Genomic DNA, 25,753 nt, shown 5'->3' with positions numbered 1-25,753 from the left:
GCGGCTCCTGCAGCTCCTGCGGCAGCCCCCACACTCTGTGCGCGGCGAGCGCTGCCTTCCCGGCCATGCTCAGCCGACCAGCTGGCCCAGCCGCACCACGGTCACGCCGGGGCGAAGCTGGCGCAGCGAGGGCATCACCAGCACGCAGTCGGCGTACGGCGTCACCACCGGTTCGCCGTCGCGCCAGCCGATCACGCTGCCGGCGTCGGGGAAGGTTTCCAGCCCGGTATAGGGGCCGGCGAACCGGAAGTCCATGCTGGAGGCCACCACCGGCTCGGTCACGCGTACCACCCGCTGCGGCTGCAGCGGCTGCAGCGGCTGCAGCCAGCCGGCGGGCACATCGGCGGCGTCGATGATGCCGGCGTCGAGCAGGAAGCGGGCGGTGCTGTCCTTCGCCACGCCCACGGCGGCGGCTTCCCAGTGCTGGCCGCATTCGATCAGCAGGGCGTTCTTCGCGCTGGCGGCGTCGCCGAAGCCTTCGTAGTCGCGCATGCGGCGGCCTTCGGGGTGGCCTTCGTCGACGATCACATTGGCCGGCGCGCCGACCGCGCGCGCCAGTCCGATGCCCTTGTCGAGCGGGCCGGAGACGATCAGCGGCAGGCTCTTCTCGTGCATCGAGTGCAGGTCCAGCAGCAGGTCCACGGTGTCGATCACCGGGCGCATGGCGCGCGCGCGGCGCAGCTCGGACGAGTCGCGGCCGGTGTCGTCGAGCACGGCGGCGGTCCACACGCGGTTGAAGTCCTGGTCCACGTAGCGCGAGGCATCGGGCCTGGCCGCATCGAAGGTGTGGTACGCGTCGACATTGGCGAAGGCCAGCGTCAGGCGGCCGCGGCGCGGGCGCAGGCCCGCATCCAGCAGCGCCTTGACGGTGATGGCGCCGCACACCTCGTTGCCGTGCGTGAGCGCGTTGACCATCACGTGCGGGCCGGGCACGCCGCTGTCGAAGGTGTGCACATAGGGCACGCCTGCGTTGCCGGCGGCGTAGGGGCGGATATCGGGAAACTCGACTTCGACCGGATAGGCGTCGAAGGTGGGGGCTGGGGTGGTCATGTGTGTGGTTGGCAGCTTGCCTGTGATAGCGGGGGGATCGGGAAGCGCGGCGGCCCGTGCGGCCACCGCCGGCAGCAGGCAAATGGTACGCCTGCTGCGCTTCGTTCGCGCGCCGTTGGTCGTGACGTTATTCGTGAATGCCCGCGGTCTGCACGATGGTCTTGTACTTCACGGTCTCGCGCTTGATGAAGGCGCCGAACTGCGCCGGGCCGCCGGGCGCCACTTCCACGCCGGCCTCGGCCAGCTTCTTCTTCACGTCGGGCATGGCCAGCACGGCCTGCATCTCGGTGTTCAGGCGCTCGCTCACCGCGCGCGGCGTGCCCGCCGGCGCCATCAGGCCGAACCACACGCCCATGTCCACGCCCTTGAGCGCGCTGCTTTCGGCCAGCGCGGGCACATTGGGCGCCACCTGGGCGCGGCGCGACTCGGTCACGCCGTACGCCTTGACGCGCCCGGCCTGGATATGCGGCAGGGCGGACGACAGCACCATCACGGCGAGATCGATCTGCCCGCCGAGCAGGTCGGTGGACATGGCCGATGCGCCCTTGTAGGGCACGTGCGTGATGTTGACCTTGCCTTGCTGCTTGATCAGCTCGCCCGCCAGGTTCAGCGGCGTGCCCACGCCGGACGAGGCGTAGGCCAGCTTGCCCGGCTGCGCGCGGGCCAGCGCCATCAGTTCGTCGGCGTTCTTCGCCGGCAGCGCGGACTTGCCCACCAGCACCATCGGCTGCGTGCCGACGAAGGTGATGGGCGCCAGGTCGCGCTCGCCGTCGTAGCGCACGGCGGGGTTGGTCAGGCGCGCGATCGAGACCTCGCTGCCCGAGCCCAGCAGCAGCGTGTAGCCGTCGGCGTCGGCCTTGACCACCTTGGACGCGCCGATGGTGCCGCCGGCGCCGCCCAGGTTTTCGATCACCACGCTCTGGCCCAGGCGCTTGCCCAGTTCCGGCGCGATGGTGCGCGCCACCAGGTCGACGCTGCCGCCGGCGGTGTAGCCCACCACCAGCGAAATCGGCTTGGCGGGCCAGCTTGCGGTGCCGGTGGCGCCGGCAGCCCCGGCGAGCAGGCAGAAGGATGCGGTGGCGGCCGCACGCAGCAGTTTGTTCATGGCTCTCTCTTCCCTTTTGTGGATTCGCGCAATCGCGGACATCTGTGGATATGCGGCGATCTTAGAGAGCGTGCGGGCGCAGCAACGTGCGGCTTTGGCAATGCGGCTTGCCGTTTCGGCAAGGCGCGGGCAAGCGCTAGGCGGCAGCCACGGCAGCGCGCCAGAACGACTCCGCCAGCGGCCGCATGGCGGCGCGCGTGCGGTAGAGCAGGATCTGCATCGCCAGGTCGGCCTCGCCGCCGGGCTCTAGCCCGGCACGCACCAGGCGCCCGGCGTGGAGATCGTCGGCAATCAGCCGCGCCGGCAGCCAGGCCAGCCCCATGCGCTGGCGCACCATCTCGTGCACCGATTCGGCGAAGTCACTCACGGCGATCACCTCGAGCCGGCCGGCCAGCCGGCGCCGCGCGATCTCGCCGTTGACCATGCGCCCGAGCGTGAGCGTCTCGGCGTACGCGATCATCGGCACCGGCGCGCGCTGGCCGCGCGCGAGCAGCCTGAATTGCGGCCCGCCGCCGTCCGCCGCGGCGCTCACGCAGACCAGCCGCTCCTCGCCCGCCAGGTGGCACAGGTAGCGTGTGTCGTCCAGCGTCACGGGTTGCGCGGGCGAGTTGTAGCAGAGCAGGAAATCGGCGTCGCCTTCGGTGAACATGGCCAGCGCGTCATGCGTGGAGAAGGTGGACAGGCGCGTGCGGAAACCCGCCGCCACCGGGTCGTTGCGCAGCGCCTGGCGCAGGCCGGCGAGCCAGGCCGGCACCATCGAACGCGCCAGCGTCTTGCCGGTGGCGATCACCACCGTGCTGGCATCGGCGCGATGCGCCGCCCGCAGCGACAGGCGCGCCTCGTCCAGCGTGCGCAGCGCGCTTTGCGCGGCTTCGAGGAACTGGCGTCCTTCGTCGGTCAGCCGCACCGGGAAGACGCTGCGGTCGATCAGCGGCGCGCCGGCCCATACCTCGAGCGCCTGCATGCGGCGCCCGAACGCGGGCGGCGTGACATTGCGCAGCTCGGCCGCGCGCGCGAGGCTGCCGGCCTGGGCCAGGCACACGAAATCCTCGAGCCAGCGGATATGCATGGGCGTTGCGCGCGAGGCGCGGTGGGGCGCGGCGAACCGCGGCAGAGTTGCAGGGGGCGGCGCCGCGCGGGCCATGCGGGGCAGCGGCGCCGCGGACATTGTAGCGGCATGGGCGCGGTGCGCGGCCGCGGCATGCGCGACCAGCCTCAGCGCGGCGCGGCGCGGCGCGGCGCGGAATTAGAACCAACGCTCCAATTTCGCGCTTGTGAAACGCGCGCGGCACTCGATAGGCTCCGTACAACCGTTTCAAGCATCCGTTTGCCGGCAGGGCGCCGGGCGGGCACAGCCTTGAATTTCGCAGGGGTCATACGCATGACGATAAGAGAGACGCCCCCCATGGAGACAGGAAAAAGGACCGCAGGAGACACCAAGGCCCGCATTCTCGATGCCACCGAGCGCCTGTTCATCGAGGTCGGCTATGAAGCCACGTCGCTGCGGCAAGTGACATCGCGCGCGATCGTCAACCTGGCTGCCGTCAACTACCACTTCCGCAGCAAGGAAATCATGATGCAGGCGGTGCTGGGGCGCCGGCTGGATCCGCTCAACACACGGCGCCTTGCCGTGCTGGATGCCTGCGAGGCGCGCTGGCCGGGCAAGCAGATCCGCTGCGAGCACGTCATGGGCGCGCTGTTCGTGCCCGCGCTGCAGATGGCGCGCGAGCCCGAGACCGGCGGGCCATCCTTCATGCGGCTGCTGGGGCGCGTGTATTCCGACACCTCGCCGTTCATCCAGTCCTACTTGCGCGGCCACTACGCGCCGGTGTTCGGCCGCTTCTCCGACGCGTTCGCCCGCGCGCTGCCGGAAATCCCGCCGCAGGAACTGGGCTGGCGCCTGAACTTCGCGCTCAAGGCGCTGGCCGGCGTGCTGGCCGGCGACGAGCTGGGCAAGCTGCTGCCGGCCTTCACGCAGGGCAGGGACATGAGCGACGCGCACGTGCTGGCCCAGCTGAGCGCGATGGTGATCGCCGCGCTCAAGACGCCGGTGCCCGCCAGCCAGCAACTGTGCGCGCTGCAGGACGTGTTCCGGATCGGCGAGACCCAGCATGCCGAAGCGCGCGCCGAGCAGGACACGCTGAATGCACTGATGGCAGAACAGGCGCAACGCGCCGAGACGCAAGCGGCGGCCGCGCGCAAGACGCGCCGCGCGGCACGCAACGAGGGCACCACGCGCGCCGCCGTCGCCAGCATGGCGGTGCGCGAGGCGCGCGAGCATCCCCCCATCGTCTTCCCGAGCAATCCGCTCGACGACTGGATGCGTACCCGCTCCAGGACCTAGCGCGGCTCCCGCACAGGCGCGTGCCAGCCAACCGCCGGCGTGCGCCTGGACTACGCGGCCTGCCTGACGCCTTTCGCCATCTCGGTGGTGGCATGCCAGCCCAGCGCAACGTAGAGCGAGCGGCCCATCTCGGTGGCGTGCAGGATGGCGTACTGGACATCGCGCCGTGCGAATTCGTCCTCCGCCAGCTGCATCAGCCTGCGTCCCAGGCCCTGCTTGCGGTGTGACTTCTCCACGTACACATTGAGCACGTAGCCGCGCTTGTCCTGGGTGGGGTGGGCAGGGTGGGGCGGCCAGTCGATGGCCATCAGGCCGATGCCCGCCACCGCCTGCCCGTGATCCATCAGCACGAAGCCGAAGTAGCTGCCATCGCCCAGGCGCGGCGCCAGCCACGGGCGGAAGCGCCCGGTCATGGTGCGCAGCACGTCGTCGCTGCGGCCGGCCTCGCGGAACATCTCCTCCCGGTGCCGGCAAACGAGATCGATATCGTCGGGACCAAGTTCGCGCACTTCCATGGCTGGCTTCCTTGCGGCTGGCTGGAGATCTGGGAATCGCCATCCTAACGCAGGCAGGACGATTCGCAAACGTCGTTCCGCACGCCGGGCCGGTGCGCGCAGGCACAAAAAAAGCGAAGCGCCGGAGCGCTTCGCTTCAGGCCTTCCCCGGCATGCCGGGGAAGGCAGGACAAAAAGACTGCTGTCTTACTGCGTGTTCACCACCGGCTTGACGCTGTCGGCCGAGGCCACCGCACCGGACTCGATCAGTCCGCCGCCGAGCGCGCGGTACAGGTCGATGGCGTTGTTCAGGCGCAGCTGCCGCGCCTGGATCAGCGCCTGGTCGGCGTTGAACAGCTCGCGCTGCGCGTCGAGCTGGTCGAGCTGGCTCGATATGCCGCTGCGAAAACGCACGGTGGACAGCTCGAAGCGCGCCAGTTCGGCATTGCGCACCTGCTCCTGGCTCTGCACCTGATCTTCCAGCGTGCCGCGCGCCACCAGCGCGTCCGCCACTTCCGCGAAGGCCGTCTGGATGGTCTTCTCGTAGTTGGCGATCTGGATGTTCTTGCGCACGTTGGCCAGATCCAGGTTGGACAGGTTGCGGCCGTAGTCGAAGATCGGCAGCACCAGCTGCGGCGCGAACGACCACACGCCGGTGCCGGCATCGAACAGGCCCGAGAACGACGGGCTGATCGAGCCGGCGTTGGCGGTGAGCGTGATGCGCGGGAAGAAGGCCGCGCGCGCCGCGCCGATATTGGCATTGGCCGACAGCAACTGCTGCTCGGCCTGGCGGATGTCGGGGCGCTGCTCGAGCAGGTCCGACGGCAGCCCGGCCGGGATGTCGCTGATGATGCGCTCGTCCGACAGGTGCATGGCCTGCGGCAGGTTCTCGATGCTGCCCAGCGGCTTGCCCACCAGCACTTCGAGCGCGTTCTGGGCCTGCGCGCGCTGGCGCGCGAGCTGCGCGGCGGAGACGCGCGCCTGCGCCACCAGCGACTCGTTGTCGCGCAGGTCCAGCGCCGACGTGGCGCCGGCGTTGAAGCGCTGGCGCGACAGGCTCAGCGTGTACTCGCGCGTCTTCAGCGTGTTCTGCGCCAGCTCGTACTGCTCGGCGAAGGAACGCTCGGACAGGTAGGCCTTGGCCACTTCCGAGACCAGCGAGATCTGCGCCGAGCGGCGCGCTTCCTCGGTGGAGAAGTACTGCGACAGCGCGGCGTTCGACAGGCTGCGCACGCGGCCGAAGAAATCCAGCTCGTACGACGTGATGCCGGCGCCAACCTGGTAGAACTCCGAGACCGCGGTGGCGGCCTGGCCGCCGAACTGCGCGCCCGAGAGGCGCTGGCGCGTGTAGCCGCCGGTGGCGTTGACCGTGGGCAGCAGGTCCGCGCGCTGCACCTGGTACTGCGCGCGCGCTTCCTCGATGCGCAGCGCGGCGGTGCGCAGGTCGCGGTTGTTCTCGAGCGAGGCGGCGATCAGCACCTGCAGGCGCGGGTCGTGGAAGAACTCGCGCCAGCCGATCGCGCTGGCCGGGCGGGTCTCGCCGCTCTTCACCTCGGCCGCGGCGTAGCCTTCCGGCGCGCCCGGATACTGCGTGGCCACCGGCGGGGCGGGACGCTCATAGGTCGGCGCCAGCGTGCAGCCCGAGAGGACGCCCGCCACCAGCAACAGCGTGGTCAGTGTCTTTGTCATGTCAAAGTTCCTGTTTGGGTTCGAGCCACTTCTGCTCTTGCTCTTGCTCGTGGTCGGCCTCGGGCTTGCGGCCCTTGAAGCGGCTGCGGATCACCACGAAGAACACCGGGACCAGGAAGATCGCCAGCACCGTGGCGGTGACCATGCCGCCGATCACGCCGGTGCCGATGGCGCGCTGGCCACCGGACCCCGCGCCACTGGCGATCGCCAGCGGCAGCACGCCCAGGATAAAGGCCATCGACGTCATCAGGATCGGGCGGAAGCGCAGGTGCACCGCCTCGAGCGTCGCGTCGATCACGCTGCGGCCCTGCGCCTGCAGGTCCTTGGCGAATTCCACGATCAGGATGGCGTTCTTCGCGGACAAGCCGATCGTGGCGATCAGGCCGACCTTGAAGTACACGTCGTTGGGCATGCCGCGCAGCGTCACGCCGAGCAGCGCGCCGAGCACGCCCAGCGGCACCACCAGCAGCACCGACACCGGGATCGACCAGCTCTCGTAGAGCGCGGCCAGGCACAGGAACACGATGATCAGCGACAGCGTGTACAGCATCGGCTCCTGCGAGCCGGCCAGGCGTTCTTCATAGGACTGGCCAGACCACTCGAAGCCGAAGCCCGGCGGCAGCTTGGCGAAGTTCGCTTCCATGATCTTCATGGCCTCGCCGGTACTGCGGCCGGGCGCGGCCTGGCCGGCGATCTTCACCGCCGGCAGCCCGTTGTAGCGCTCCAGGCGCGGCGAGCCCATGATCCACTTCGACGTGGCGAACGCGGCGAACGCGACCATCTCGCCGCTCGCGTTCCTCACGCGCAGCTTGGTCAGGTCGTCGGGCAGCTTGCGGTCGCCGCCTTCGGCCTGCGCGATCACCTTGCGCACGCGGCCTTCGTAGATGAAGTCGTTCACGTAGGACGAGCCGAACGCGATGCCCAGCGTCTGGTTGATGCTGGCCACCGAGACGCCGAGCGCGCGCGCCTTCTCGCGGTCGATGTCGATCTGCAGCTGCGCCGCGTCCTCCTGGCCTTCAGGACGCACGCCGGCCAGCTCGGGGCTCTTGGCCGCCATGCCCAGCATCATGTTGCGCGCTTCCATCAGCTTGGCGTGGCCCTGGCCGGAGCGGTCCTGCAGGCGGAAGTCGAAGCCCGAGGAGTTGCCCAGCTCGGAAATAGCCGGCGGGTTGAGCGGGAAGATGATGGCGTCCTTGATGAAGGACAGCGCGCCGAACGCGCGGCCCACCAGTGCCTGCGCGGTCTCGTTGGCGCCGGTGCGCTCCTTCCAGTCCTTGAGCTTCACGAACGCGATGCCGCCGTTCTGGCCACGGCCGAAGAACGAGAAGCCGGCCACCGTGATCATCTGGTCCACCACCTTCTTTTCCTTCTCCAGGTAGTAGTCCTCGATCTGCTTGAGCACGCCCAGGGTACGCTCCTGGGTGGCGCCGTTGGGCAGCTGCACCACGGTGATCATGTAGCCCTGGTCTTCCTCGGGGAGGAAGGAGGAGGGCAGGCGCTTGTACAGCACCACCACGCCGACCAGGATGACGGCGTAGATGATCAGGTAGCGGCCGGCGCGGCCCAGGATGCGGCCCACCATGCTCTGGTAGCCGGTGGCCGCGCGCGCGAACGTGCGGTTGAACCAGCCGAAGAAGCCGCGCTTCTCGTGGTGGTGCCCGGCCTCGACCGGCTTGAGCAATGTGGCGCACAGTGCCGGCGTCAGCGTCAGCGCGAGCAGCGCCGAGAACGCCATCGACGAGATCAGCGAGAGCGAGAACTGGCGGTAGATGTTACCCACCGAGCCGGCGAAGAACGCCATCGGGATGAACACCGCGGTCAGCACCAGCGTGATGCCGACGATGGCGCCGGTGATCTGGCCCATCGCCTTGCGCGTGGCCTGGCGGGGCGAGAGACCTTCCTCGCTCATGATCCGCTCGACGTTTTCCACCACCACRATCGCRTCGTCCACCAGGATACCGATCGCCAGCACCATGCCGAACATCGTCAGCACGTTGATGGAGAAGCCGAACGCCAGCAGCATGCCGAAGGTGCCCATCAGGGCCACCGGCACCACCAGCGTGGGGATCAGCGTGGCGCGGAAATTTTGCAGGAACAGGTACATCACCAGGAACACGAGCACCACGGCTTCGAGCAGGGTCTTGATCACTTCCTCGATCGAGATCTTCACGAAGGCCGACGTGTCGTAAGGCACGCTGTACTCGTAGTCGCCCGGGAAGAACTTCGAGAGCTCTTCCATCTTCGCGCGCACGGCGGTGGCCGTGGCCAGCGCGTTGCCGGTCGGCGCGAGCTTGATGGCGATGGCCGCCGACGGCTTGCCGTTGGTGCGTGCCAGCGTGGAGTAGTCGGCGCCGCCGAGCTCGACGCGGCCGACGTCCTTGATGCGCACCGAGGAGCCGTCCGGGTTCACGCGCAGCAGGATGTTGGCAAACTGCTCCGGCGTGGTGAGGCGGCTTTCGGTGGTGACGGTGGCGTTGAGCTCGGTGCCCTTGGGCGACGGCGTGCCGCCCAGTTCGCCCACGGCGACCTGCACGTTCTGCTCGGCGATGGCGGCGGTGACATCCTGCGGCGTCAGGTTGAAACCCGTCAGCTTGGACGGGTCCACCCAGATGCGCATGGCGTACTCGGTGCCGAACAGGTCGGCCTGGCCCACGCCCGGCACGCGGCGGATCGAGTCGATCACGCTGGCCGAGACATAGTTGCCGAGCTGGATGGCGTCAGCCTGGCCAGACTTGGACGAGACCGTCAGGAACATCATGTAGTTGTTCCCGGCCTTGTCCACGCGCACGCCCTGCTGGCGCACTTCCGCCGGCAGGCGCGCTTCCACGCGCTTGAGGCGGTTCTGCACCTCGACCGAGTTCAGGTCGATGTTGGAGCCCGGCTCGAAGGCGATGGTGATCGACGCCAGGCCGGTGGCTTCGCTGGTGGACTGATAGTACAGCAGGCCAGGCGCGCCGTTGAGTTCCTGCTCGATCACCGAGGTGACCGAATCCTCCAGCGTCTTGGCCGAGGCGCCCGGGTACGTCGCCGTGACCGAGATCGTCGGCGGTGCGATGTTGGGGTACTGGGCGATCGGCAACTGCTGGATCGACAACACCCCGGCCAGCACGATGATCAGCGCGAGAACCCACGCGAAGACCGGCCGGTCAATGAAAAACTTGGCCATAAAACTGGCTCCCTTGGTATTGCGCTGTGATTAGCCTTGCTTGGCGTCGGCCTTCTTGTCGGCCTTTTCCGTGGCGACCGCGGCCGGTGCCGAGGCGCCGCCGGCGGCCTGCTGCGCGGCGGGCTCGGAGGCGGCGGTGACCGGCGCGGCGAACGGCACCGCCCTGGCGGGCGCGCCGACCTTGACCTTCTGCAAGCCCTCGACGATCACCTTCTCGCCGCCCTTGAGCCCTTCGGTGACGATCCAGTTGTCGCCGATGGCCTGGGGCGCCTTGACCGGCAGCGAAGCCACCTTGCCGTCGCCGCCCACCACCAGCACCGACGCGCCCTGCGCCGTGCGGATCAGCGCGCGCTGCGGSACGGTCAGCGCGTTCTCGTCGACGCCCTGCTCGATCTTCACGCGCACGAAGGTGCCCGACAGCAGCTCGCGACGGGCGTTGGGGAACTGCGCGCGCAGCGTGATGGCGCCGGTGGTCGGGTCGACCGTCATGTCGGAGAACAGCAGCTTGCCGGTCTCGCCGTACTCGCGGCCGTCCTCGATGAACAGGTGCACGCGCGCGCCGCCGTCGACGCCCTTGACCTTGCCGCTCTCGATGGCGCGCTGCAGCTTCATCACTTCGCTGGCGGGCTGGGTGAAGGTGACCCAGATCGGGTCGACCTGCTCGACCATGGTCAGCTTGGTGGCTTCGCCGCTGCCGACCAGCGCACCCTCGGTCACCAGCGCGCGGCCCACGCGGCCACTGATGGGCGCGGTCACGGCGGTGTAGCCGAGGTTGATCTGGGCGGTGGTGACCGCGGCCTTGGCCGCGGCGATGTCGGCGCTGGCCTGGCCGGCGGCGGCCACGGCTTCGTCGTATTCCTGCTTGCTGACCGCGTTCACGGCCACCAGCGGCTTGTAGCGCTCGGCCTTCTGGCGCGCCGCCACGGCATTGGCCTCGGCGCGCGCAAGGCTGGCCTTGGCAGACTCGGCCTGCGCCTGGTAAGGCGCCGGGTCGATCTTGAACAGCAGCTGGCCGGCCTTGACCTCGCCGCCCTCGCGATAGTTGCGCGACAGCACGATGCCGGCGACGCGCGCCCGCACTTCGGCGGTGCGCACGCCTTCGAGGCGGCCCGGCAGTTCATTGATGACCGACACCGTGGTCGGCGTCACGGTGACCACACCCACCTCGGGCGGCGGCATGGCGCCGGCTTGCGGCTTCTTGTCGCCGCAGGCGGTGAGCGCAAGCGCCGACAGTACGGCAGCGGCAACGCAGGTGATACGTTGGGACTTACTCATCGATAACCCCATGATGGCAATTTGAAATCGGCCGCATGCGCTCCCGGTGTCGTGTCCGGATACGGCGCGGCCTGCCAGCCGGCAACGCCGGCGGCAGGCAAAAAAGAAGGACGTTAGCCACTTCGGGCTGCCCTGGCAGGGCCAAAGCGACGAATGGCGAAAAGCCGGTAACGACATGCCGACCGGGCACCGCGAACAAGCCGGCGAACAGCCGCCGGAGACGAAGGAGATCGCGGCGCCACTCCGGACCGTTTGGCTGGCCGAAAGTCAGGCGAACGCGTATTATATATACATCCGCGCATGTATGTAAGTGCCTGTTGCAATGCGTCGATACTTGCCCCATATATCGGCGGCCCGGCGATGGCCTGGCGCGCTCGTGGAGCGCACCCTCGTGCGCGGCGGCCCCACCGCCGGCACCCCGGGAGAGACAACCAGACCGGCCCGCGTGGCCGGCAGCTGAGAACATCATGGTCAGACGCACCAAGGAAGAGGCGCTTGAGACGCGCCACCGCATTCTCGACGCGGCCGAGGCCGTGTTCCACGCCCGCGGCGTGGCCCGCCCGTCACTCGCCGACATTGCGGAGGCCGCCGGCGTGACGCGCGGCGCCATCTACTGGCACTTCAAGAACAAGAGCGATGTGTTTGCCGCCATGTCGGATCGCGTGCACTTGCCGCTCGAGGCGCTGTGCGAGCCCGAGCGCATCGCCAGCCAGGAAGATCCGCTGGGCAGCATCCGCGACATCTGCGCCTTCGCGCTGCGCCAGACCGTGGAGAACCCCCAGTGGCGGCGCGTGTTCGAGATCGTCTTCCACAAGTGCGAGATGGTCGAAGAGAACGGCGCCATCTTCCAGCGCCAGCGCCAGTCGCACCACGAAGGCACGGTCAAGATGCGCGAGCACCTGCGCCTGGCGGTGGAGCGCGGCCAGCTGCCGGCGGACCTCGACCTCGATCTCGCCGTCAACGTCTTCCATGCCTCCATCGGCGGCATGCTGTCGCACTGGCTGTTCGCGCCGGAGGACTTCGATCTCGAGACCAACGCCGCGCGCGTGGCGGACGCCTTCATCGACACGCTCAGGCTGTCGCCCGCCTTGCGCCAGGGCTACGTGGCGCGCCCGGTGGCCGCGCTGAACGAGGAAATCGATTCGATGTGCCAGGAGGCCCAGGCCAAGGAAGCCGGGCAGGCCGCGCAGAAGGCGGCACAGAAGGCCGCGCGCGCCACGCAGCCCGGCTGAGGTTCGGTCCGTTCAGCCGCCCGCTCAGCCGCGCGTGGCGTCGCGCCAGCGCGCGAAGAAGGCGCGCTTGCGCAGCGTGTCCTGCGCCGCCAGCAGGCCGGGACCCACGCTGATCGGCTTGAGCGCGTAGCCCAGGCGCTCGGCCAGCGCCGCCGCGGTGTGCACGCTGTCGGTATCGGAGCGGATCGTATAGAGCTGCGAGGCGCTCTGCCCCAGCACGGTCTGGCCCGCGCGCGACAGCAGGAAGTCCAGCCACAGCCGCGCCGCATTGGGATGGGCCGCGCGGCGCGCGATAAAGGCCACGCGCGACATCACCAGGGTGTAGTCGCGCGGCGCGATCACATCGATCTCCGCGCCCCGCTCCATCAGCGACAGCGCATACGAGCCCAGCAGGTTGTAGCCCATGACGAACTCGCCAGAGGCGATGCGCTCGATCATGCTGGCCGTCGACGCCGACAGTTGCACGCCGCAGCGGCCCAGCGCCTGCGCCAGGTACCAGAACTCGTCGCCCATGCGCGCGTCCTGCTGCGCCAGCAGGTAGCCCACCCCGGATTTCTCCACGTCATAGGTCACCACGCGCTGGCGCCAGCGCGGCGTGTTGTCCTGCAGCAGCCGCGCCAGGCCGGTGCGGCTGCGCGGCGCCTGCATGCCGGCGAAATGGCGGCGGTTGTAGACGATCACGGCCGGCTCGAAGGTGGTTCCCCAGGCCTCGTCGCGCCACGCCGCCCATGACGGCAGCCCGGCGCGCTCGGGCGAGGCGTAGCGCAGCGCATGGCCGTCGTTGACCAGCTTGATCTGCAGGTCCATCGCCGTGCTCCACAGCACGTCGGCGGTGTCGGCGCCAGGCGGCTGGCCGGCGGCAAGGCGCGCGCTGTCGGCCAGGAAGCGGTCGTTGAGCTCCAGCGTGTTGAGATCGCGGTAGCGCACCTTGATGCCCGGATAGCGCGCCTCGAAGGCGCTCACCAGGGGCTGCGCGACCTCGGTGTCGGTGGAGGCATGCACACTGACCACGCCTTCCTGCAGCGCGCGCGCGATGATCTCCGCGTAGCTCTGCGGATAGCCCGCCGGCAACGCCGGCACGGATTGCGCGCGCAGTGCCCCGCTCCATCCCGTGCCCAGCCCGGCGCCGAGCGCGGCGGCGCCGGCCAGCACGCGGCGGCGTTGCGGGCTCGGCGGCAGGCCGGCGGTGCGCGGCGCGGCAGACGGCGACAGGGGCGGTAAAGAGGCTGCGGGCGGAGCGGAGACGGGGAGCAACTTGCGCAAGGCTGGAACCATCGGTGCTGACATCGGTGGCTGGGAGGGCCCTGGCGCGCTCGCCGCRCCCGGCCCGGGGCGGGGTTATTATAGGCGCCCGCGGCCAGTCCCCCGCGGCGGCGGCGGTGCCGCATTGTGAACAACGGACGTTTATCGAGCATGGGAGGACCGGCGTGCGCTTGCTGCTGGTGGAAGACGAAATCGAACTGGCGCGCTGGGTGGCGCGCGCGCTGGAGCAGGGCGGCTTCGTGATCGAGCACGTGGCCGACGGCCTGCAGGCCGAGGCGCGGCTGATGGCCGAGGAGTACGACGCCGTGGTGCTGGACCTGCGCCTGCCCGGCAAGGACGGCCTGGCCGTGCTCAAGTCCATGCGCGGGCGCGACGACCGCACCCCGGTGCTGATCCTCACCGCGCAGGACACGCTCGACGAGCGCGTGCGCGGCCTCAACCTGGGCGCCGACGACTACCTGCCCAAGCCCTTCGCCATCGCCGAGCTGGAGGCGCGCATCCTGGCGCTGATCCGCCGCAGCCGCGGGCGCGCCCATCCGCGCCTGCAATGCGGCTCGCTGGTGTTCGACGGCGAGACCCGCAGCTTCACCCTGGGTGGTGCGCCGCTGGCGCTGACGCCGCGCGAATCGACGCTGCTGGGCGCACTGCTGGCCAGGAGCGGCCAGCCGCTGACCAAGGCGCAACTGCTCGACAAGGTGTTCTCGCTCGATGCCGACGTCAGCCCCGACGCCATCGAAGTGCTGGTCTACCGCCTGCGCAAGAAACTGTCGGGCCACGGCGTGACCATCGTCACGCTGCGCGGCTTCGGCTACCTGCTGGAACCGGAAGGGCAGGCCTGATGCTGCGCCGCCTGCCCCGGCACTGGCTGCGGCACTGGCTGCAAGGCAGCCTGCGCCGCCAGCTGCTGCTGCTGCTGGTGCCCGCGCTGGCGGCGATGATGGCGCTCGATACCTGGCTGACCTACGGCACCTTGCGCGACGCCGCCAATGCCGCCTACGACCGCTCGCTGTACGGCTCGGTGCGTGCCATCGACAACGCCATCGGCATGGCCGGCGAGAGCGTGCAGATCGCGCTGCCCGACGCCGCCATGGAGATGTTCGAGACGGCCACGCAGACCCACGTGTTCTACCGCGTCTCGCTCGAGCGCGACGGCCGCATCGAGACCGTCACCGGCTACGACGACCTGCCCCTGCCAGCCGGTGCGCTGCCCAGCAACCAGTCGCGCTTCTACGACGCCGACTACCGCGGCGACCCGGTCCGCATCGCCGTGCTGGCGCATCCCGTGTACCGGCCCAATGCGCACATGCGCGTGATCGTGCAGGTAGCCGAAAGCGCCGAGCCGCGCCTGGAGCTGATCGCCACCGTATGGCGCGGCGCGCTGGCGCGCGACGTGCTGCTGATCCTGGTCAGCGCGGCCATCCTGGTGGCCGGCATCACCTACGTGCTGCGCCCGCTCGCCCGCGTGCGCGACGACGTGCAGGCGCGCCCGGCGGAAGACCTCGCGCCGCTGGCCTTCGACCACGTGCCGCTCGAAGTGCGCCCGCTGGTCGACGCCGTCAACCTGCACGTCTCGCGCTCCAACGCGATGACCCAGGCCCAGGCCCAGTTCATCGCCGACGCCGCGCACCAGTTGCGCACCCCGCTGGCCATCCTCAAGACGCAGGCCGAATTCGCCCAGCGCCAGCTGAGCGCCGGCGCAGATCCCGCGCACGCGCCCCAGGCCGCCCGCGAAGCCGTGGGGGGCATCGTCACCCAGCTCGAGCAAGCCGCGCGCCTCACCAACCAGCTGCTGGCGCTGGCGCGCGTGCGCCAGCAAGCCGGCACCGACAACCCCGGCGACGCCGCCGAACCGGCGCCCCTGACCGACGCCGTGGCGGTGGCCGAGCAGGTCGCGCTGGACTACCTGCCGCTGGCGCGCGGCAAGCAGCAGGACTTCGGCTGGGAGCGGCCTGCCGGGCTGGTGCTGCCGGTGCGCGCGGATGCGGCGCTGCTGCGCGAGGCCTTCGCCAACCTGGTCCACAACGCCATCCAGTATTCGCCGAGGGGCAGCCGCATCACGCTCTTTGCTGCCCGCGCCGGAAACACGGCCTGCCTCGTGGTGGAAGACGACGGGCCGGGGATTCCCCCCGAGGAGCGCGAGAAGGTGTTCGCGCGGTTCTACCGGCGGGTCGGCAATACCGAGCCCGGCTCCGGGCTGGGACTGGCCATTTCGCGCGAGATGGCGGCGCGCTTCGGAGGCACGGTGGAACTGGGCGAGGCGGTGCAGGGCAAGGGGGTGAGGGCGGTGCTGGGGTTGCCGGCAGCGGGCTGAGCGCGTCGCCGCGCCAGGGCATTGCCAAGGCCGGAATGCAAATGTTCCATACATCCACCCCCACGTAAACCCCAGCCTAATACCTGTCAATTTGACAGCCTTTTGACAGTTTCCCCCACCTAGAATGCCCCCCATGGCCTGCATAGCGGCCATCCGGGCAAAATACCGCCTGGCAAAAATCAAAGAACAAGTCCGGCATGCACGCTGAGCAGCGGACGGGAGACAACACTTCGCCACCGGGTCCTGCCCGGCGCGCCGGAATGCCCCCCCGCCCCCCGCAAGCCCGTTGGAATGCCAGCCGGATGCTCCCCGGGTCGGCGCGCGCCAGGCGCCACAAACTCCGTGCTCCAATCACCGGCAACCCTAAAACAAGCAGGAGACCGCAATGCGCCGTTCGATTCATCGCTTCGCCCATGTCGTCATGGCCTCGGCCGCAATCACCGCCACCGTGGCTGCCGCGCCCGCATTCGCCCTCGACAACGTCAAGTTCATGATCGGCGCCAACCCGGGCGGCGGCTATGACCAGACCGGCCGTTCGCTGGGCGCCGCGCTGGTGTCCGCCCGCGTGGCCAAGACGGCTTCGTACGACAACAAGGGCGGCGCGGGCGGCACCATCGGCCTGACGCAGTTCGTCAACACCGACAAGGGCAACCCCAACGCGCTGGTCGTCACCGGCGCGGTCATGGTGGGCGCGATCGAGACCAACAAGCCGCCGGTCACGCTGAAGAACGCGACGCCGGTGGCGCGCCTGTTCGCGGACACCATGGTGATCACGGTGCCGGCGAATTCGCCGCTGAAGTCGGTCAAGGACCTGACCACGCAGCTCAAGGCCAACCCGGGCAGCGTGAGCTGGGGCGGCGGCTCCAAAGGTTCGATCGACCACATCCTGGCCGGCCTGATCGCCAAGGACGTCGGCGTGGATCCGAAGAAGATCAACTACGTGCCCTTCCAGGGCGGCGGTGAAGCGTCGGCCTCGATCCTGGGCGGCCACGTGACCGTCGGCATCGCCGGCGTGTCCGAGTTCCTGCCCTTCATCAAGAGCGGCAAGATGCGCGCGCTGGCCGTGACCTCGAAGGAGCGCACCGCGGACATCCCGACGCTCAAGGAGCAGGGCGTCAACGTGGAAATCTACAACTGGCGCGGCGTGTACGGCGCGCCCGGCATCTCCGCCGAACAGCGCAAGGCGCTGGTGGACGCGGTGGTCAAGGCGACCGAGACGCCGGTGTGGAAGGAAACGCTGACCAAGAACGACTGGACGCCGTTCCTGCTGACCGGCGACGAGTTCGGCAAGTTCGTGGACAGCGAGTCGACCCGCCTGGGCAGCACGCTGCGCGAACTGGGCGTGGCCAAGTAAGCGATGCGCCGGCGCGCGGCGCCGGCCAGCAGCATCATGGATTCACCGCATCACCGCATCACCGCATCACCGCTTCATTGCTTCATCGCTTCACCTGTCGGCCCTGCCTGCGGCGCACCGGAATGCCCGGTGCGTGCGCGGCGGTCGGGGGCCTGGTGTCCACCTGCGATACCCAATAACCAAACCATAAGTCGCCGGGCCCCCGCCGCGTGCGGGGCGACAAACCGCGGCGCGCCACGCACGGCCGCCCGAAGGAGTCCTTGATGAAACCCTCGCACCTGGCGATCGGCATTGCCGTATTGCTGCTCTCCCTGTTCTACTTCGTGGGCCTGCCGGGCATCTCCGGCGACGAAGGCTATGCCGGGCTGTCGCCGCGCTTCATGCCCACGCTGGTCGCCATCGGCCTGGCCGTGTGCGGCGCCGCGCTGACCTGGCAAGGCATCCGCGGCGGCTTTCGCAACATGCCCGAGGAAGATGCGGAGCTGCCCTCGGCCCCGCACAACTTCCGCGGCTTCCTGTGGGTCGCGGCCGGCCTGGTGGCCAATATGGCCCTGATCGGCACGCTGGGCTTCGTGCTGGCGTCGACGCTGCTGATGATCTGCGTGGCGCGTGGCTACGGCAGCAAGCGTTTCCTGCGCGACGGCTTCATCGGCCTGTGCATCACGGTGCCGATGTGGGCGCTGTTCGAATTCCTGCTCGGCATCAACCTGCCGCTGCTGCCCGTCGCCGGGTTCTGACCGGAGCTGATCCATGGACACTCTCAATTTGCTGATGCACGGCTTTGCCGTCGCCATCACCCCGATCAACCTGATGTGGGCGCTGGTGGGCTGCTTCCTCGGCACCGCCATCGGCGTGCTGCCGGGCATCGGCCCCGCGCTGACGGTGGCGATGCTGCTGCCGCTGACCACCAAGGTGGAACCGACCGCCGCCCTGATCATGTTCGCCGGCATCTACTACGGCGCCATGTACGGCGGCTCCACCACCTCCATCCTGATGAACACGCCGGGCGAATCGTCCACCATGGTCACCGCCATGGAAGGCAACCTGATGGCCAAGAGCGGCCGCGCCGGCCCGGCGCTGGCCACCGCGGCGATCGGCTCGTTCGCGGCGGGCACCATCGCCACCGTGCTGCTGTCGATGTTCGCGCCGGTGGCGGCGGACGTGGCGCTGCAGTTCGGCCCCGGCGAGTACTTCATGATCATGCTGCTGGCCTTCACCACCGTGTCGGCGGTGCTGGGCTCGTCGCTGCTGCGTGGCATGACCAGCCTGTTCCTGGGCCTTGGCATCGGCCTGATCGGCATGGACTCGCTGTCGGGCCAGACGCGCTACTCGATGAACGTGCAGGAGCTGTACGACGGTGTCGATATCGTGGTGGTGGCGGTGGGCCTGTTCGCGGTGGGCGAGGCGCTGTTCAACGCCTTCTTCCCGCAGCCCGGCGGCAGCTTCAACAAGCTCAGCAGCATCATGATGACCAAGTCGGACTGGAAGCGCTCGGTGCCGGCCTGGATCCGCGGCACCATCATCGGCTTCCCGTTCGGCCTGATCCCGGCCGGCGGCGCGGAAATCCCGACCTTCCTGTCCTACGCCACCGAGAAAAAGCTGTCCAAGCACAAGGGCGAGTTCGGCACGGTCGGCGCGATCGAAGGCGTGGCCGGCCCCGAAGCCGCCAACAACGCCGCGGTCACCGCCACGCTGGCGCCGCTGCTGACGCTGGGCATCCCCACCTCGAACACCACCGCGATCCTGCTGGCGGCGTTCCAGAACTACAACCTGCAGCCGGGCCCGATGCTGTTCCAGACCTCGGGCGACCTGGTGTGGGGCCTGCTGGCTTCGCTGTACATCGGCAACGTGATGCTGCTGGTGCTGAACCTGCCGGCCATCGGCCTGTGGGTGCGCATGCTGCGCATCCCCACGCCGCTGCTGTACGGCGGCATCCTGATCTTCGCGGGCCTGGGCGCCTACGGCATCCGCCAGTCGTGGTTCGACCTGCTGCTGCTGTTCGTGATCGGCGTGCTGGGCATGGCCATGCGCCGCTTCGACTTCCCCACCGCGCCGGTGATCGTGGGCATGATCCTCGGTCCCATCGCGGAGAAGCAGCTGCGCAACGCGCTGTCCATCAGCCAGGGCGACTGGTCGATCTTCGTGACGCAGCCGATCTCGGCCACCATCCTCGCCATGACCGTGGCGGTGGTGGTGATCCCGCGCGTGCTGGGCTGGCTCGCGCGGCGCTCGGCGCGGCGCGGCGAGGTAGCCGACGCCGCCGGCTGATCCGGGGCAAAATGCGGGCAAGGCCCGGCACTTCGCGGTGCCGGGCTTTTTTTTGTTGCTGACCAACCTGATATCGCGCATGCATTCTCCCCTCCGCCCCTGAGGGGCGCGGGAGCAAGCACCGCCGTCATTCCAGACGGTCCTGGCGCATTCGCCAGGCCGCCGCCACATGTCCACTCTCTATCACCGCTGGCGTCCGGTCGTGCTGACGCTGCTGCTCGGCCTGACGGCCGCGCTGCTCTGCACGCTGCTGCACACGCCGCTGCCCTGGATGATCGGTCCGCTGCTGGCCGTAGCCATCGCGCGCATGCGCGGGGCCGACCTGCGCGCGCCGACGCAGGCGCGCAACGCCGGGCAGTGGGCCATCGGCACCTCGCTCGGGCTCTACTTCACCGCCGACGTGGTGGCGCGGCTGCTGGAGTTCCTCCCCTATATCGTGGCCGGTTCGCTGTTCGCCCTGGCGCTGGGCTGCGGCGGCGCGTTCCTGCTGCGCGGGAGCACCGGCGTGGCGTTCAAGACGGCGTACTTCTCCACCGCCATCGGCGGCGCATCCGAGATGGCCAACCTGGCCGAGCGCAACGGCGCGCGCATCGACCAGGTCGCCGCCGCGCATTCGCTGCGGGTGCTGATGGTGGTGGTGGCGGTGCCGGCGCTGTTCCAGTACGGCGGCATCCACGGGCTCGATCCCTATGTCCCGGGCCCGCGCACGGTGAACTACGCCGGGCTGCTGGTGCTGATCGCCATCACCGTCAGCGTGGCGCTGCTCGCGCGGCGCGCGAACCTGCCCAATCCCTTCGTGATCGGCACGCTGCTGGCCGCGGCGGTGCTGACGGCATCGGGCATCGAGCTGTCGGCCATTCCCACCTGGATGAGCCGCGCGGGCCAGCTGCTGATCGGTGTTTCGCTGGGCGCGCGCTTCTCGCGTGATTTCCTGCACACCGCGCCGCGCTTCCTGACCGGCGTGGCACTCTACACGCTGGTGGCGCTGGTGCTGTCCGCGCTGTTCGGCTGGCTCCTGTCGGCGCTGTCGGGCGTGCATCCGGCCACCGCCATCCTCGCCACCACGCCGGGCGGCATCGCCGAGATGTGCATCACCGCCAAGGTGCTCGAGCTGGGCGTGCCGCTGGTCACCGCCTTCCATGTGATCCGGATGGCCTTCGTGGTGCTGTGCACCGGCCCCCTGTATCATTGGCTCAAACATCGCGCCGCGCCGGAGGAGACCGAGTAGCAGCCTGGCCGGCCGCCACCCAGGACAGACGGGACTGCCATGCCAGAGCCAATGCCGGAATCCACTCTCACGCCCGCCGATATCGACGGCATGCTGCAGCGCGTGCTGGCACCCTGGGTGCGCCAGCTCGGCCTGCGCGCCGAAGCCGTTGATGCGCAAGGCGTAACACTGCGGCTTCCGTTCGACGAATCGTTTCGCCACGCGGGTGGCGTGGTGTGCGGCCAGGTGCTGATGTCCGCCGCCGATACCGCCATGATCGTGGCCATCGCCAGCGCGCTGGGCAGCTTCCGCCCCATGACCACCGTCACGCTGACCACCAACTTCATGCGCCCCGTGATCAAGGGCGACGTGCTGGTGCACGCCCGCGTGCTGCGCCTGGGCAAGACCGTGGTGTTCGGCGAGATCGAACTGACCGGCACGGACGGCAAGCTGGCCGTGCAGGCCACCACAACCTACGCGCTGCTGTGAGCGGCGCTTCGCCCGGCTTGCCCACCGACATTGCGCGCCATCCGGCGCATGACCCTCACTGCATGAGCCCCGCAACCCTCCGGCCCGGCGCTTCGCCTTGCGCCTCCCCCTTCGACCAGGTCGTGTTCGCCGGCGGCGGCAACCGCTGCTGGTGGCAGGCCGGCTGGTGGGACAAGGTGGCGCCTGAGCTGGGCCTGCGCCCCCGCGTGATCGCCGGGATCTCGGCCGGCGCCGCCACCGCGTGCATGATCTACACGCACGATGCGCGCCAGGTGATGGCGTACTACCAGGACGTGCTGGCCAGCAACCGCCGCAATGTCTACTGGAGCAACCTGCTGACCAGGCAGCGCGTGTTTCCGCACTACGGCATCTACCGCACCGCGCTGCTGAATATCTTCGCCGACGGCCGCCTGGCGCAGTTGCAGGACGCGCCCGAGATCCGCATCGGCGTGGCGCATATCCCGCGCTGGAGCGGGCCGCGCACGGCGGTGAWGGCCGGGCTGCTGGCGTACAACATCGAGAAACACTGGTTCAAGACGCTGCATCCGCGGCTTGGGCGCAAGCTCGGCTTCCATCCGGAATTCGTGCGCGCGCAGGATTGCGCCTCGCCCGAGCAACTGGCCGACCTGCTGCTGCAATCGGCATCCACGCCGCCGTTCACGCCGGTGCTGCGGCGCAACGGGCGCCCGGTGCTGGACGGCGGCATGGTGGACAACGTGCCGGTCGACGCGCTCGACCCGACGCCGGGCAACGTCCTGGTACTGGTGACAAGGCTCTATCCGCGCCCGCAGCGCTTCGTGCTGCAGCAGGGCGGGCAGCGGCGGCTCTATCTGCAACCTTCGCAACGGGTACCGATCTCGAGCTGGGACTACACCCAGCCCGGCGCGATGATCGGTGCCTACGAACTCGGCCAGCGCGACGCGGAAACCTTCCTGCGCGACTGGCCGTCTGTCATGAAGACGGAGCTGGGCGCCGGCGCGTAGCGGGCAACAACGCGCCGGTCCGGCGCCCGGCTCTGTCATCACGATGTGCAATGCGGCCAAGGCCGCCACAGGAGGCATTGATGACAAAACGCCAGGCAAGACCGGCAAGCGAGCGCCAGAGCGCACGCAGGGCGACAACCGAGCAGGCCGTCGAGCGCGTGCCGCGCCGCGGCAAGCGCAAGTCCGGCGCGCAGCGCGAAGCGGATTTCGTGGTGATCGGCGCCGGCTCCGGCGGCGTGGCCGCGGCACGGCGCGCCGCATCGCACGGCGCGCGCGTGGTGCTCGTCGAGCGCGACGCCATCGGCGGCACCTGCGTCAATCGCGGCTGCGTGCCCAAGAAGATGCTCTCCTACGGCGGCACCCTGGCCGCCATCCTCTCCGGCTGCCTCTCGCACACCGGCGGGCGCGAGGACTGGAGCGACGCCATCGTGCGCGTCAACGCCGAGATGGCGCGCCTGCACGTGGCCTATACGCACAACCTGCAGAACGCCGGCGTGGAACTGCTGCACGGCGAGGCCACCGTCACCGCCTCCGACCAGGTACTGGTCGGCGCCGAGACCATCCGCGCACGCCGCATCCTGATCGCCACCGGAGCGCGCCCGCGCACGCTGCCGGTGCCCGGCGGCGAGCTGGCCAGCAGCTCCGACGACATCTTCACCTGGCAGAGCCTGCCTGCCTCGATCGTGGTGATCGGCGGCGGCTATATCGCGGTGGAGCAGGCCTCGATCCTGTCGCGCTACGGCGTCAAGGTCGAACTGCTGGTGCGCGAAGACCGCCTGCTGCAGCGCTTCGACCACGAGATCGCCGCGGCGCTGGCCGAAGCACTCGCCGCCAAGGGCGTGCGCCTGCATTTCAATGCCGAGGTCACGCTGCTCAACCAGGCCAACGGCGCCATCGACGTGTGCTACCGGCAAGCGGGCAACGGCGGGAATGGCGGGAATGGCGGCAACGGCGGCAAGGAGCGCATCCACACCGTGCGCGCGCAGGCCGCGCTCGCCGCCATCGGCCGCGAGCCGGTCTGGGACGGTCTCGGCCTCGAAGCGCTCGGCGTGGAACGGGCCGAGAAGGGCGGCATCCAGGTCGACCGCTCCTTCCGCAGCAAGGTACGCTCGATCCACGCCGTCGGCGACGTCATCGACGGCCTGCACCTTACCCCCGTGGCCAGCGCCCAGGGACGCTGGCTGGCCGACCGCCTGTTCGGGCGGCGCGGCGACCGCGCGGATTTCGACATGGTGCCCACGGCCGTCTTCTGCGAACCCGCCATCGGCAGCGTCGGCCTGAGCGAGCGGCAGGCCATCGAAGACGCCGGCAAGGCCGAGCGCGTGCAGAGCGTGGTGCGCCGCTTCGTCTCGCTGGAAAGCCGCTTCGGCGGCAGCGAGCAGGCATCGATGGTGAAGCTGGTGGTCAACGCGCGCAGCGGCCGCGTGCTGGGCGCGCACATGATGGACAACGCCGCGCCGGAAATCATCCAGGCCTTCGCGGTAGCGCTGCGCCTTGGCGTGAAGCTGTCGCACCTGCACACCACGGTGCAACTGCATCCGACGGTGGCGGAGGAGCTGTTCGGCTGATAGGCGGCTGATACGGTTGATGGCCGGTTGATAGCCGGCCGATAGCCGGCTTGAGTCCGGCTGGCGCTGGCCGAGTGCGCGGGCAGGGCATGCGCCGCGCAGTTGGCGCAGCGCAAGCCGGTCTGGCCACTCAGGCCGGCGCGGCCTCCGCGCCGGGTTTCGCATCCTTGCACGGGTCCGGCCGCTTGTGCGCGGGCACCAGCACCACGCGGTCATAGGCGCCCACTTCGCCGGCGCCGGCTTGTTCGAGATAGCCCACGCTGTAGATCTTGCCCTGCTCGGTGGCGAGCCAGCGCGGCGCGCCGACGTCGCGGCGCACGTGGCCGTTGCCGGCGATCAGCACGGCGCCGCGGTCGGCGTAGGCACGCATGGCGGCGGCCATCACGGCGTCGCGCGCGGCCTGGGCGTCGAGCATGCCGGGCAGCATGGCCTTGGGGAAATTGCCGCAGTGGCCGCGCTCGAGCACGGCGGTCTGTTCGCTGGCCACGTCGGCGGGCAGCGGCGCGGCGAGACCGAGGCGCTTGCGCTCGGCCGTATCGAACAGGCCGTCGAGCCCGCCGCGCACGATCTTGCCCGCATCGGCGCGCGAGAGGTTGGCCGCCACCAGCGGCAGGTCGTAGCGCAGCGCGAGCGCCACCACCGGCGTGTACAGCTCCCATTGCCAGCCCGTGCCGCCGGCCTGCGCGACCACGTAGGCCGCATCGCCGGGACGCTCGCGGCGCGCGCGGTCGATATCGGCCTGGCGTTCGCGGTCGAACTGTTCCATGGCGATGGCGGGCCGCCAGCCTGCCTCGAGCGCGCTCGACAGCGCCAGCAGGCGCCGTTTCTGGCCGTCGGCATTGTCGTGCACCTCGCCCAGCAGCACGTAAGTCTTACCGGTGAACTGGTGCGCGACATCCCCCGCGACGGCGGCGGGCGGCGTGCCGGCGCAACCGGCCAGTCCCGCCAGGATGGCGGACGCGATCACCATTCCGGCGGCGCGGCGAGGAGCAAGGCGGGTAAGTGTGGGCATGGCGGGGTGGTCCTGTTTCAATGCTACGGTTGTTGCTCGCGGCGCTTGTACGGGCATTCGCGCCGCACGAAGCGTGCCACGCGCGCCATCGGCACAGGCGGCGCGTCGTGACTATTATTGTCCAGTTGCGCCTTCCGGCACATACACCATCGAGCCGTCCTTCAGGCGATACGCCACGCCGGCCTTGGTGCCGTCGCCGCTGCCGACCTGGCCGCTGGCCTGGTAGCGCACGACCTTCTCGCCCTGCCTGGACACGATCTCCATATTGGGCTTGCCCGGATTGGTGATGACGGTGACGTCGGCATGCGTGAACGGGTTCATCGGGTTCTGCGCGATCGCCACCAGCAGCGCGGCGATCACCACCAGGAACACGTCGATGAGATTCACCACCGACAGGATGGGATCGTCGGCTTCGCTCTCTTCGAGGAATTTCATGCGTCCACCTCCCATTGCGGCTGGTGCTTGCCGAGCCAGACCAGTTCCTCGGCCAGCCAGCGCCGGCGCACGTTGACCACATAGAACGTGATGCTGGCCGCGATCAGCGCCAGGATCACGGCGGAGAAGGCAATGGTGAGGTTCTCGCCCACATTGGCGAGATTGCCGCCGGACAAGCCCTTGAGCGCGGGGCCCATCGGGATCATGGTCGCCACCAGTCCCAGCATGGGCGCCACGCGCGTGGCGATGCGCGGCCATTCCAGCAGGCGGTGCGCGGCGACGTCGAGCGCGTCGGGGTCCTGCACGCGCTGGCGCAGCGCGAATGTCACCAGTGCGTAGCCGCGCCCGCTCTCGATGGCGTTGCGCCGGCGCTGCCAGGCCTGCATGGCGAACTCGCCGAGCGCCCAGAAGGCGTAGAGAAAGAGCAGGCCGATCAAGGCGAGCGTCGGGTACAGGAACAACTGGCCGACGTCATACATCAGGGTTTCAAGCAGGGTAGGGGTCATGA

The 25,753-nt window shown here is 69.5% G+C and carries 22 protein-coding genes; 11 read left to right on the top strand and 11 right to left on the bottom strand.

Annotation, left to right across the window (positions count from 1 at the left end; all coding sequences use genetic code 11):
* Positions 1–69: 69 nt before the first annotated feature.
* The 3 genes from AC1DK4_RS18585 to AC1DK4_RS18575 all read right to left on the bottom strand — a co-directional run bounded on the left by AC1DK4_RS18585 (position 70) and on the right by AC1DK4_RS18575 (position 3,224).
* On the bottom strand, positions 70–1,050 hold the full coding sequence (locus AC1DK4_RS18585; protein WP_441649886.1) for a M14 family metallopeptidase: 981 nt from the start codon (positions 1,048–1,050) through the stop codon (positions 70–72).
* Between the two features lie 127 nt (positions 1,051–1,177).
* Complete coding sequence (locus AC1DK4_RS18580) at positions 1,178–2,155, bottom strand: Bug family tripartite tricarboxylate transporter substrate binding protein (protein ID WP_441649887.1); 978 nt, start codon at positions 2,153–2,155, stop codon at positions 1,178–1,180.
* 136 nt (positions 2,156–2,291) lie between these two features.
* Positions 2,292–3,224, bottom strand: coding sequence for a LysR family transcriptional regulator (locus AC1DK4_RS18575; protein ID WP_441649888.1), 933 nt, complete (start codon positions 3,222–3,224; stop codon positions 2,292–2,294).
* Positions 3,225–3,560: 336 nt separating this feature from the next.
* Here AC1DK4_RS18575 and AC1DK4_RS18570 point away from each other — a divergent pair, with 336 nt between their 5' ends.
* A complete protein-coding gene (locus AC1DK4_RS18570) occupies positions 3,561–4,499 on the top strand; it encodes a TetR/AcrR family transcriptional regulator (RefSeq protein ID WP_441649889.1) in 939 nt (312 codons plus the stop codon).
* Between the two features lie 50 nt (positions 4,500–4,549).
* Here AC1DK4_RS18570 and AC1DK4_RS18565 read toward each other — a convergent pair whose 3' ends face one another.
* The 4 genes from AC1DK4_RS18565 to AC1DK4_RS18550 form a co-directional block, all read right to left on the bottom strand.
* Complete coding sequence (locus tag AC1DK4_RS18565) at positions 4,550–5,014, bottom strand: GNAT family N-acetyltransferase (RefSeq protein ID WP_441612800.1); 465 nt, start codon at positions 5,012–5,014, stop codon at positions 4,550–4,552.
* Positions 5,015–5,200: 186 nt separating this feature from the next.
* Positions 5,201–6,682, bottom strand: coding sequence for an efflux transporter outer membrane subunit (locus AC1DK4_RS18560; protein WP_441649890.1), 1,482 nt, complete (start codon positions 6,680–6,682; stop codon positions 5,201–5,203).
* Between the two features lies 1 nt (position 6,683).
* Positions 6,684–9,848, bottom strand: a complete 3,165-nt coding sequence (locus tag AC1DK4_RS18555; RefSeq protein WP_441649891.1) for an efflux RND transporter permease subunit — start codon at positions 9,846–9,848, stop codon at positions 6,684–6,686.
* Positions 9,849–9,878: 30 nt separating this feature from the next.
* Complete coding sequence (locus tag AC1DK4_RS18550; protein WP_441649892.1) at positions 9,879–11,123, bottom strand: efflux RND transporter periplasmic adaptor subunit; 1,245 nt, start codon at positions 11,121–11,123, stop codon at positions 9,879–9,881.
* Positions 11,124–11,590: 467 nt separating this feature from the next.
* Between AC1DK4_RS18550 and AC1DK4_RS18545 the strand changes: the two genes are divergently transcribed.
* Entirely contained in the window at positions 11,591–12,355 is a 765-nt protein-coding gene (locus AC1DK4_RS18545) for a TetR family transcriptional regulator (RefSeq protein ID WP_441612804.1), read from the top strand.
* 24 nt (positions 12,356–12,379) lie between these two features.
* Here the strand turns inward: AC1DK4_RS18545 and AC1DK4_RS18540 are convergent, their stop codons facing one another.
* Positions 12,380–13,504, bottom strand: a complete 1,125-nt coding sequence (locus AC1DK4_RS18540; protein WP_441613045.1) for an ABC transporter substrate-binding protein — start codon at positions 13,502–13,504, stop codon at positions 12,380–12,382.
* A 278-nt stretch (positions 13,505–13,782) separates the two neighbouring features.
* Between AC1DK4_RS18540 and AC1DK4_RS18535 the strand changes: the two genes are divergently transcribed.
* From AC1DK4_RS18535 to AC1DK4_RS18495, 9 genes are all read left to right on the top strand, one after another.
* The gene (locus AC1DK4_RS18535) at positions 13,783–14,457 is read left to right on the top strand and encodes a response regulator (protein ID WP_441612805.1); all 675 of its coding nucleotides are present in this window, start codon (positions 13,783–13,785) and stop codon (positions 14,455–14,457) included.
* Positions 14,457–15,929, top strand: coding sequence for a sensor histidine kinase (locus AC1DK4_RS18530; protein ID WP_441649893.1), 1,473 nt, complete (start codon positions 14,457–14,459; stop codon positions 15,927–15,929). Before AC1DK4_RS18535 ends, AC1DK4_RS18530 begins: the two co-directional genes overlap by 1 nt.
* Before the next feature lie 385 nt (positions 15,930–16,314).
* A complete protein-coding gene (locus tag AC1DK4_RS18525; RefSeq protein ID WP_441649894.1) occupies positions 16,315–17,283 on the top strand; it encodes a Bug family tripartite tricarboxylate transporter substrate binding protein in 969 nt (322 codons plus the stop codon).
* A gap of 263 nt (positions 17,284–17,546) precedes the next feature.
* Positions 17,547–18,020 (top strand): tripartite tricarboxylate transporter TctB family protein, encoded by a 474-nt coding sequence (locus tag AC1DK4_RS18520; RefSeq protein WP_441612808.1) that lies wholly within the window; start codon positions 17,547–17,549, stop codon positions 18,018–18,020.
* Positions 18,021–18,033: 13 nt separating this feature from the next.
* A complete protein-coding gene (locus AC1DK4_RS18515) occupies positions 18,034–19,551 on the top strand; it encodes a tripartite tricarboxylate transporter permease (RefSeq protein ID WP_441612809.1) in 1,518 nt (505 codons plus the stop codon).
* Between the two features lie 169 nt (positions 19,552–19,720).
* Complete coding sequence (locus tag AC1DK4_RS18510; protein ID WP_441649895.1) at positions 19,721–20,779, top strand: AbrB family transcriptional regulator; 1,059 nt, start codon at positions 19,721–19,723, stop codon at positions 20,777–20,779.
* Positions 20,780–20,830: 51 nt separating this feature from the next.
* The gene (locus AC1DK4_RS18505; protein WP_441649896.1) at positions 20,831–21,247 is read left to right on the top strand and encodes a PaaI family thioesterase; all 417 of its coding nucleotides are present in this window, start codon (positions 20,831–20,833) and stop codon (positions 21,245–21,247) included.
* Positions 21,248–21,309: 62 nt separating this feature from the next.
* Positions 21,310–22,230, top strand: coding sequence for a patatin-like phospholipase family protein (locus tag AC1DK4_RS18500; RefSeq protein WP_477131687.1), 921 nt, complete (start codon positions 21,310–21,312; stop codon positions 22,228–22,230).
* An 80-nt stretch (positions 22,231–22,310) separates the two neighbouring features.
* Positions 22,311–23,798 (top strand): FAD-dependent oxidoreductase, encoded by a 1,488-nt coding sequence (locus tag AC1DK4_RS18495; RefSeq protein WP_441649897.1) that lies wholly within the window; start codon positions 22,311–22,313, stop codon positions 23,796–23,798.
* Positions 23,799–23,928: 130 nt separating this feature from the next.
* Here AC1DK4_RS18495 and AC1DK4_RS18490 read toward each other — a convergent pair whose 3' ends face one another.
* From AC1DK4_RS18490 to AC1DK4_RS18480, 3 genes are all read right to left on the bottom strand, one after another.
* A complete protein-coding gene (locus tag AC1DK4_RS18490) occupies positions 23,929–24,810 on the bottom strand; it encodes a ChaN family lipoprotein (RefSeq protein ID WP_441649898.1) in 882 nt (293 codons plus the stop codon).
* Between the two features lie 114 nt (positions 24,811–24,924).
* Positions 24,925–25,245, bottom strand: coding sequence for a DUF2149 domain-containing protein (locus AC1DK4_RS18485; RefSeq protein ID WP_441612814.1), 321 nt, complete (start codon positions 25,243–25,245; stop codon positions 24,925–24,927).
* Entirely contained in the window at positions 25,242–25,751 is a 510-nt protein-coding gene (locus AC1DK4_RS18480) for a MotA/TolQ/ExbB proton channel family protein (RefSeq protein ID WP_441649899.1), read from the bottom strand. Before AC1DK4_RS18480 ends, AC1DK4_RS18485 begins: the two co-directional genes overlap by 4 nt.
* Positions 25,752–25,753 lie beyond the last annotated feature (2 nt).

Source organism: Cupriavidus sp. 05N38 (assembly GCF_056397345.1).
This window is presented reverse-complemented; position numbering and strand designations above follow the sequence as displayed.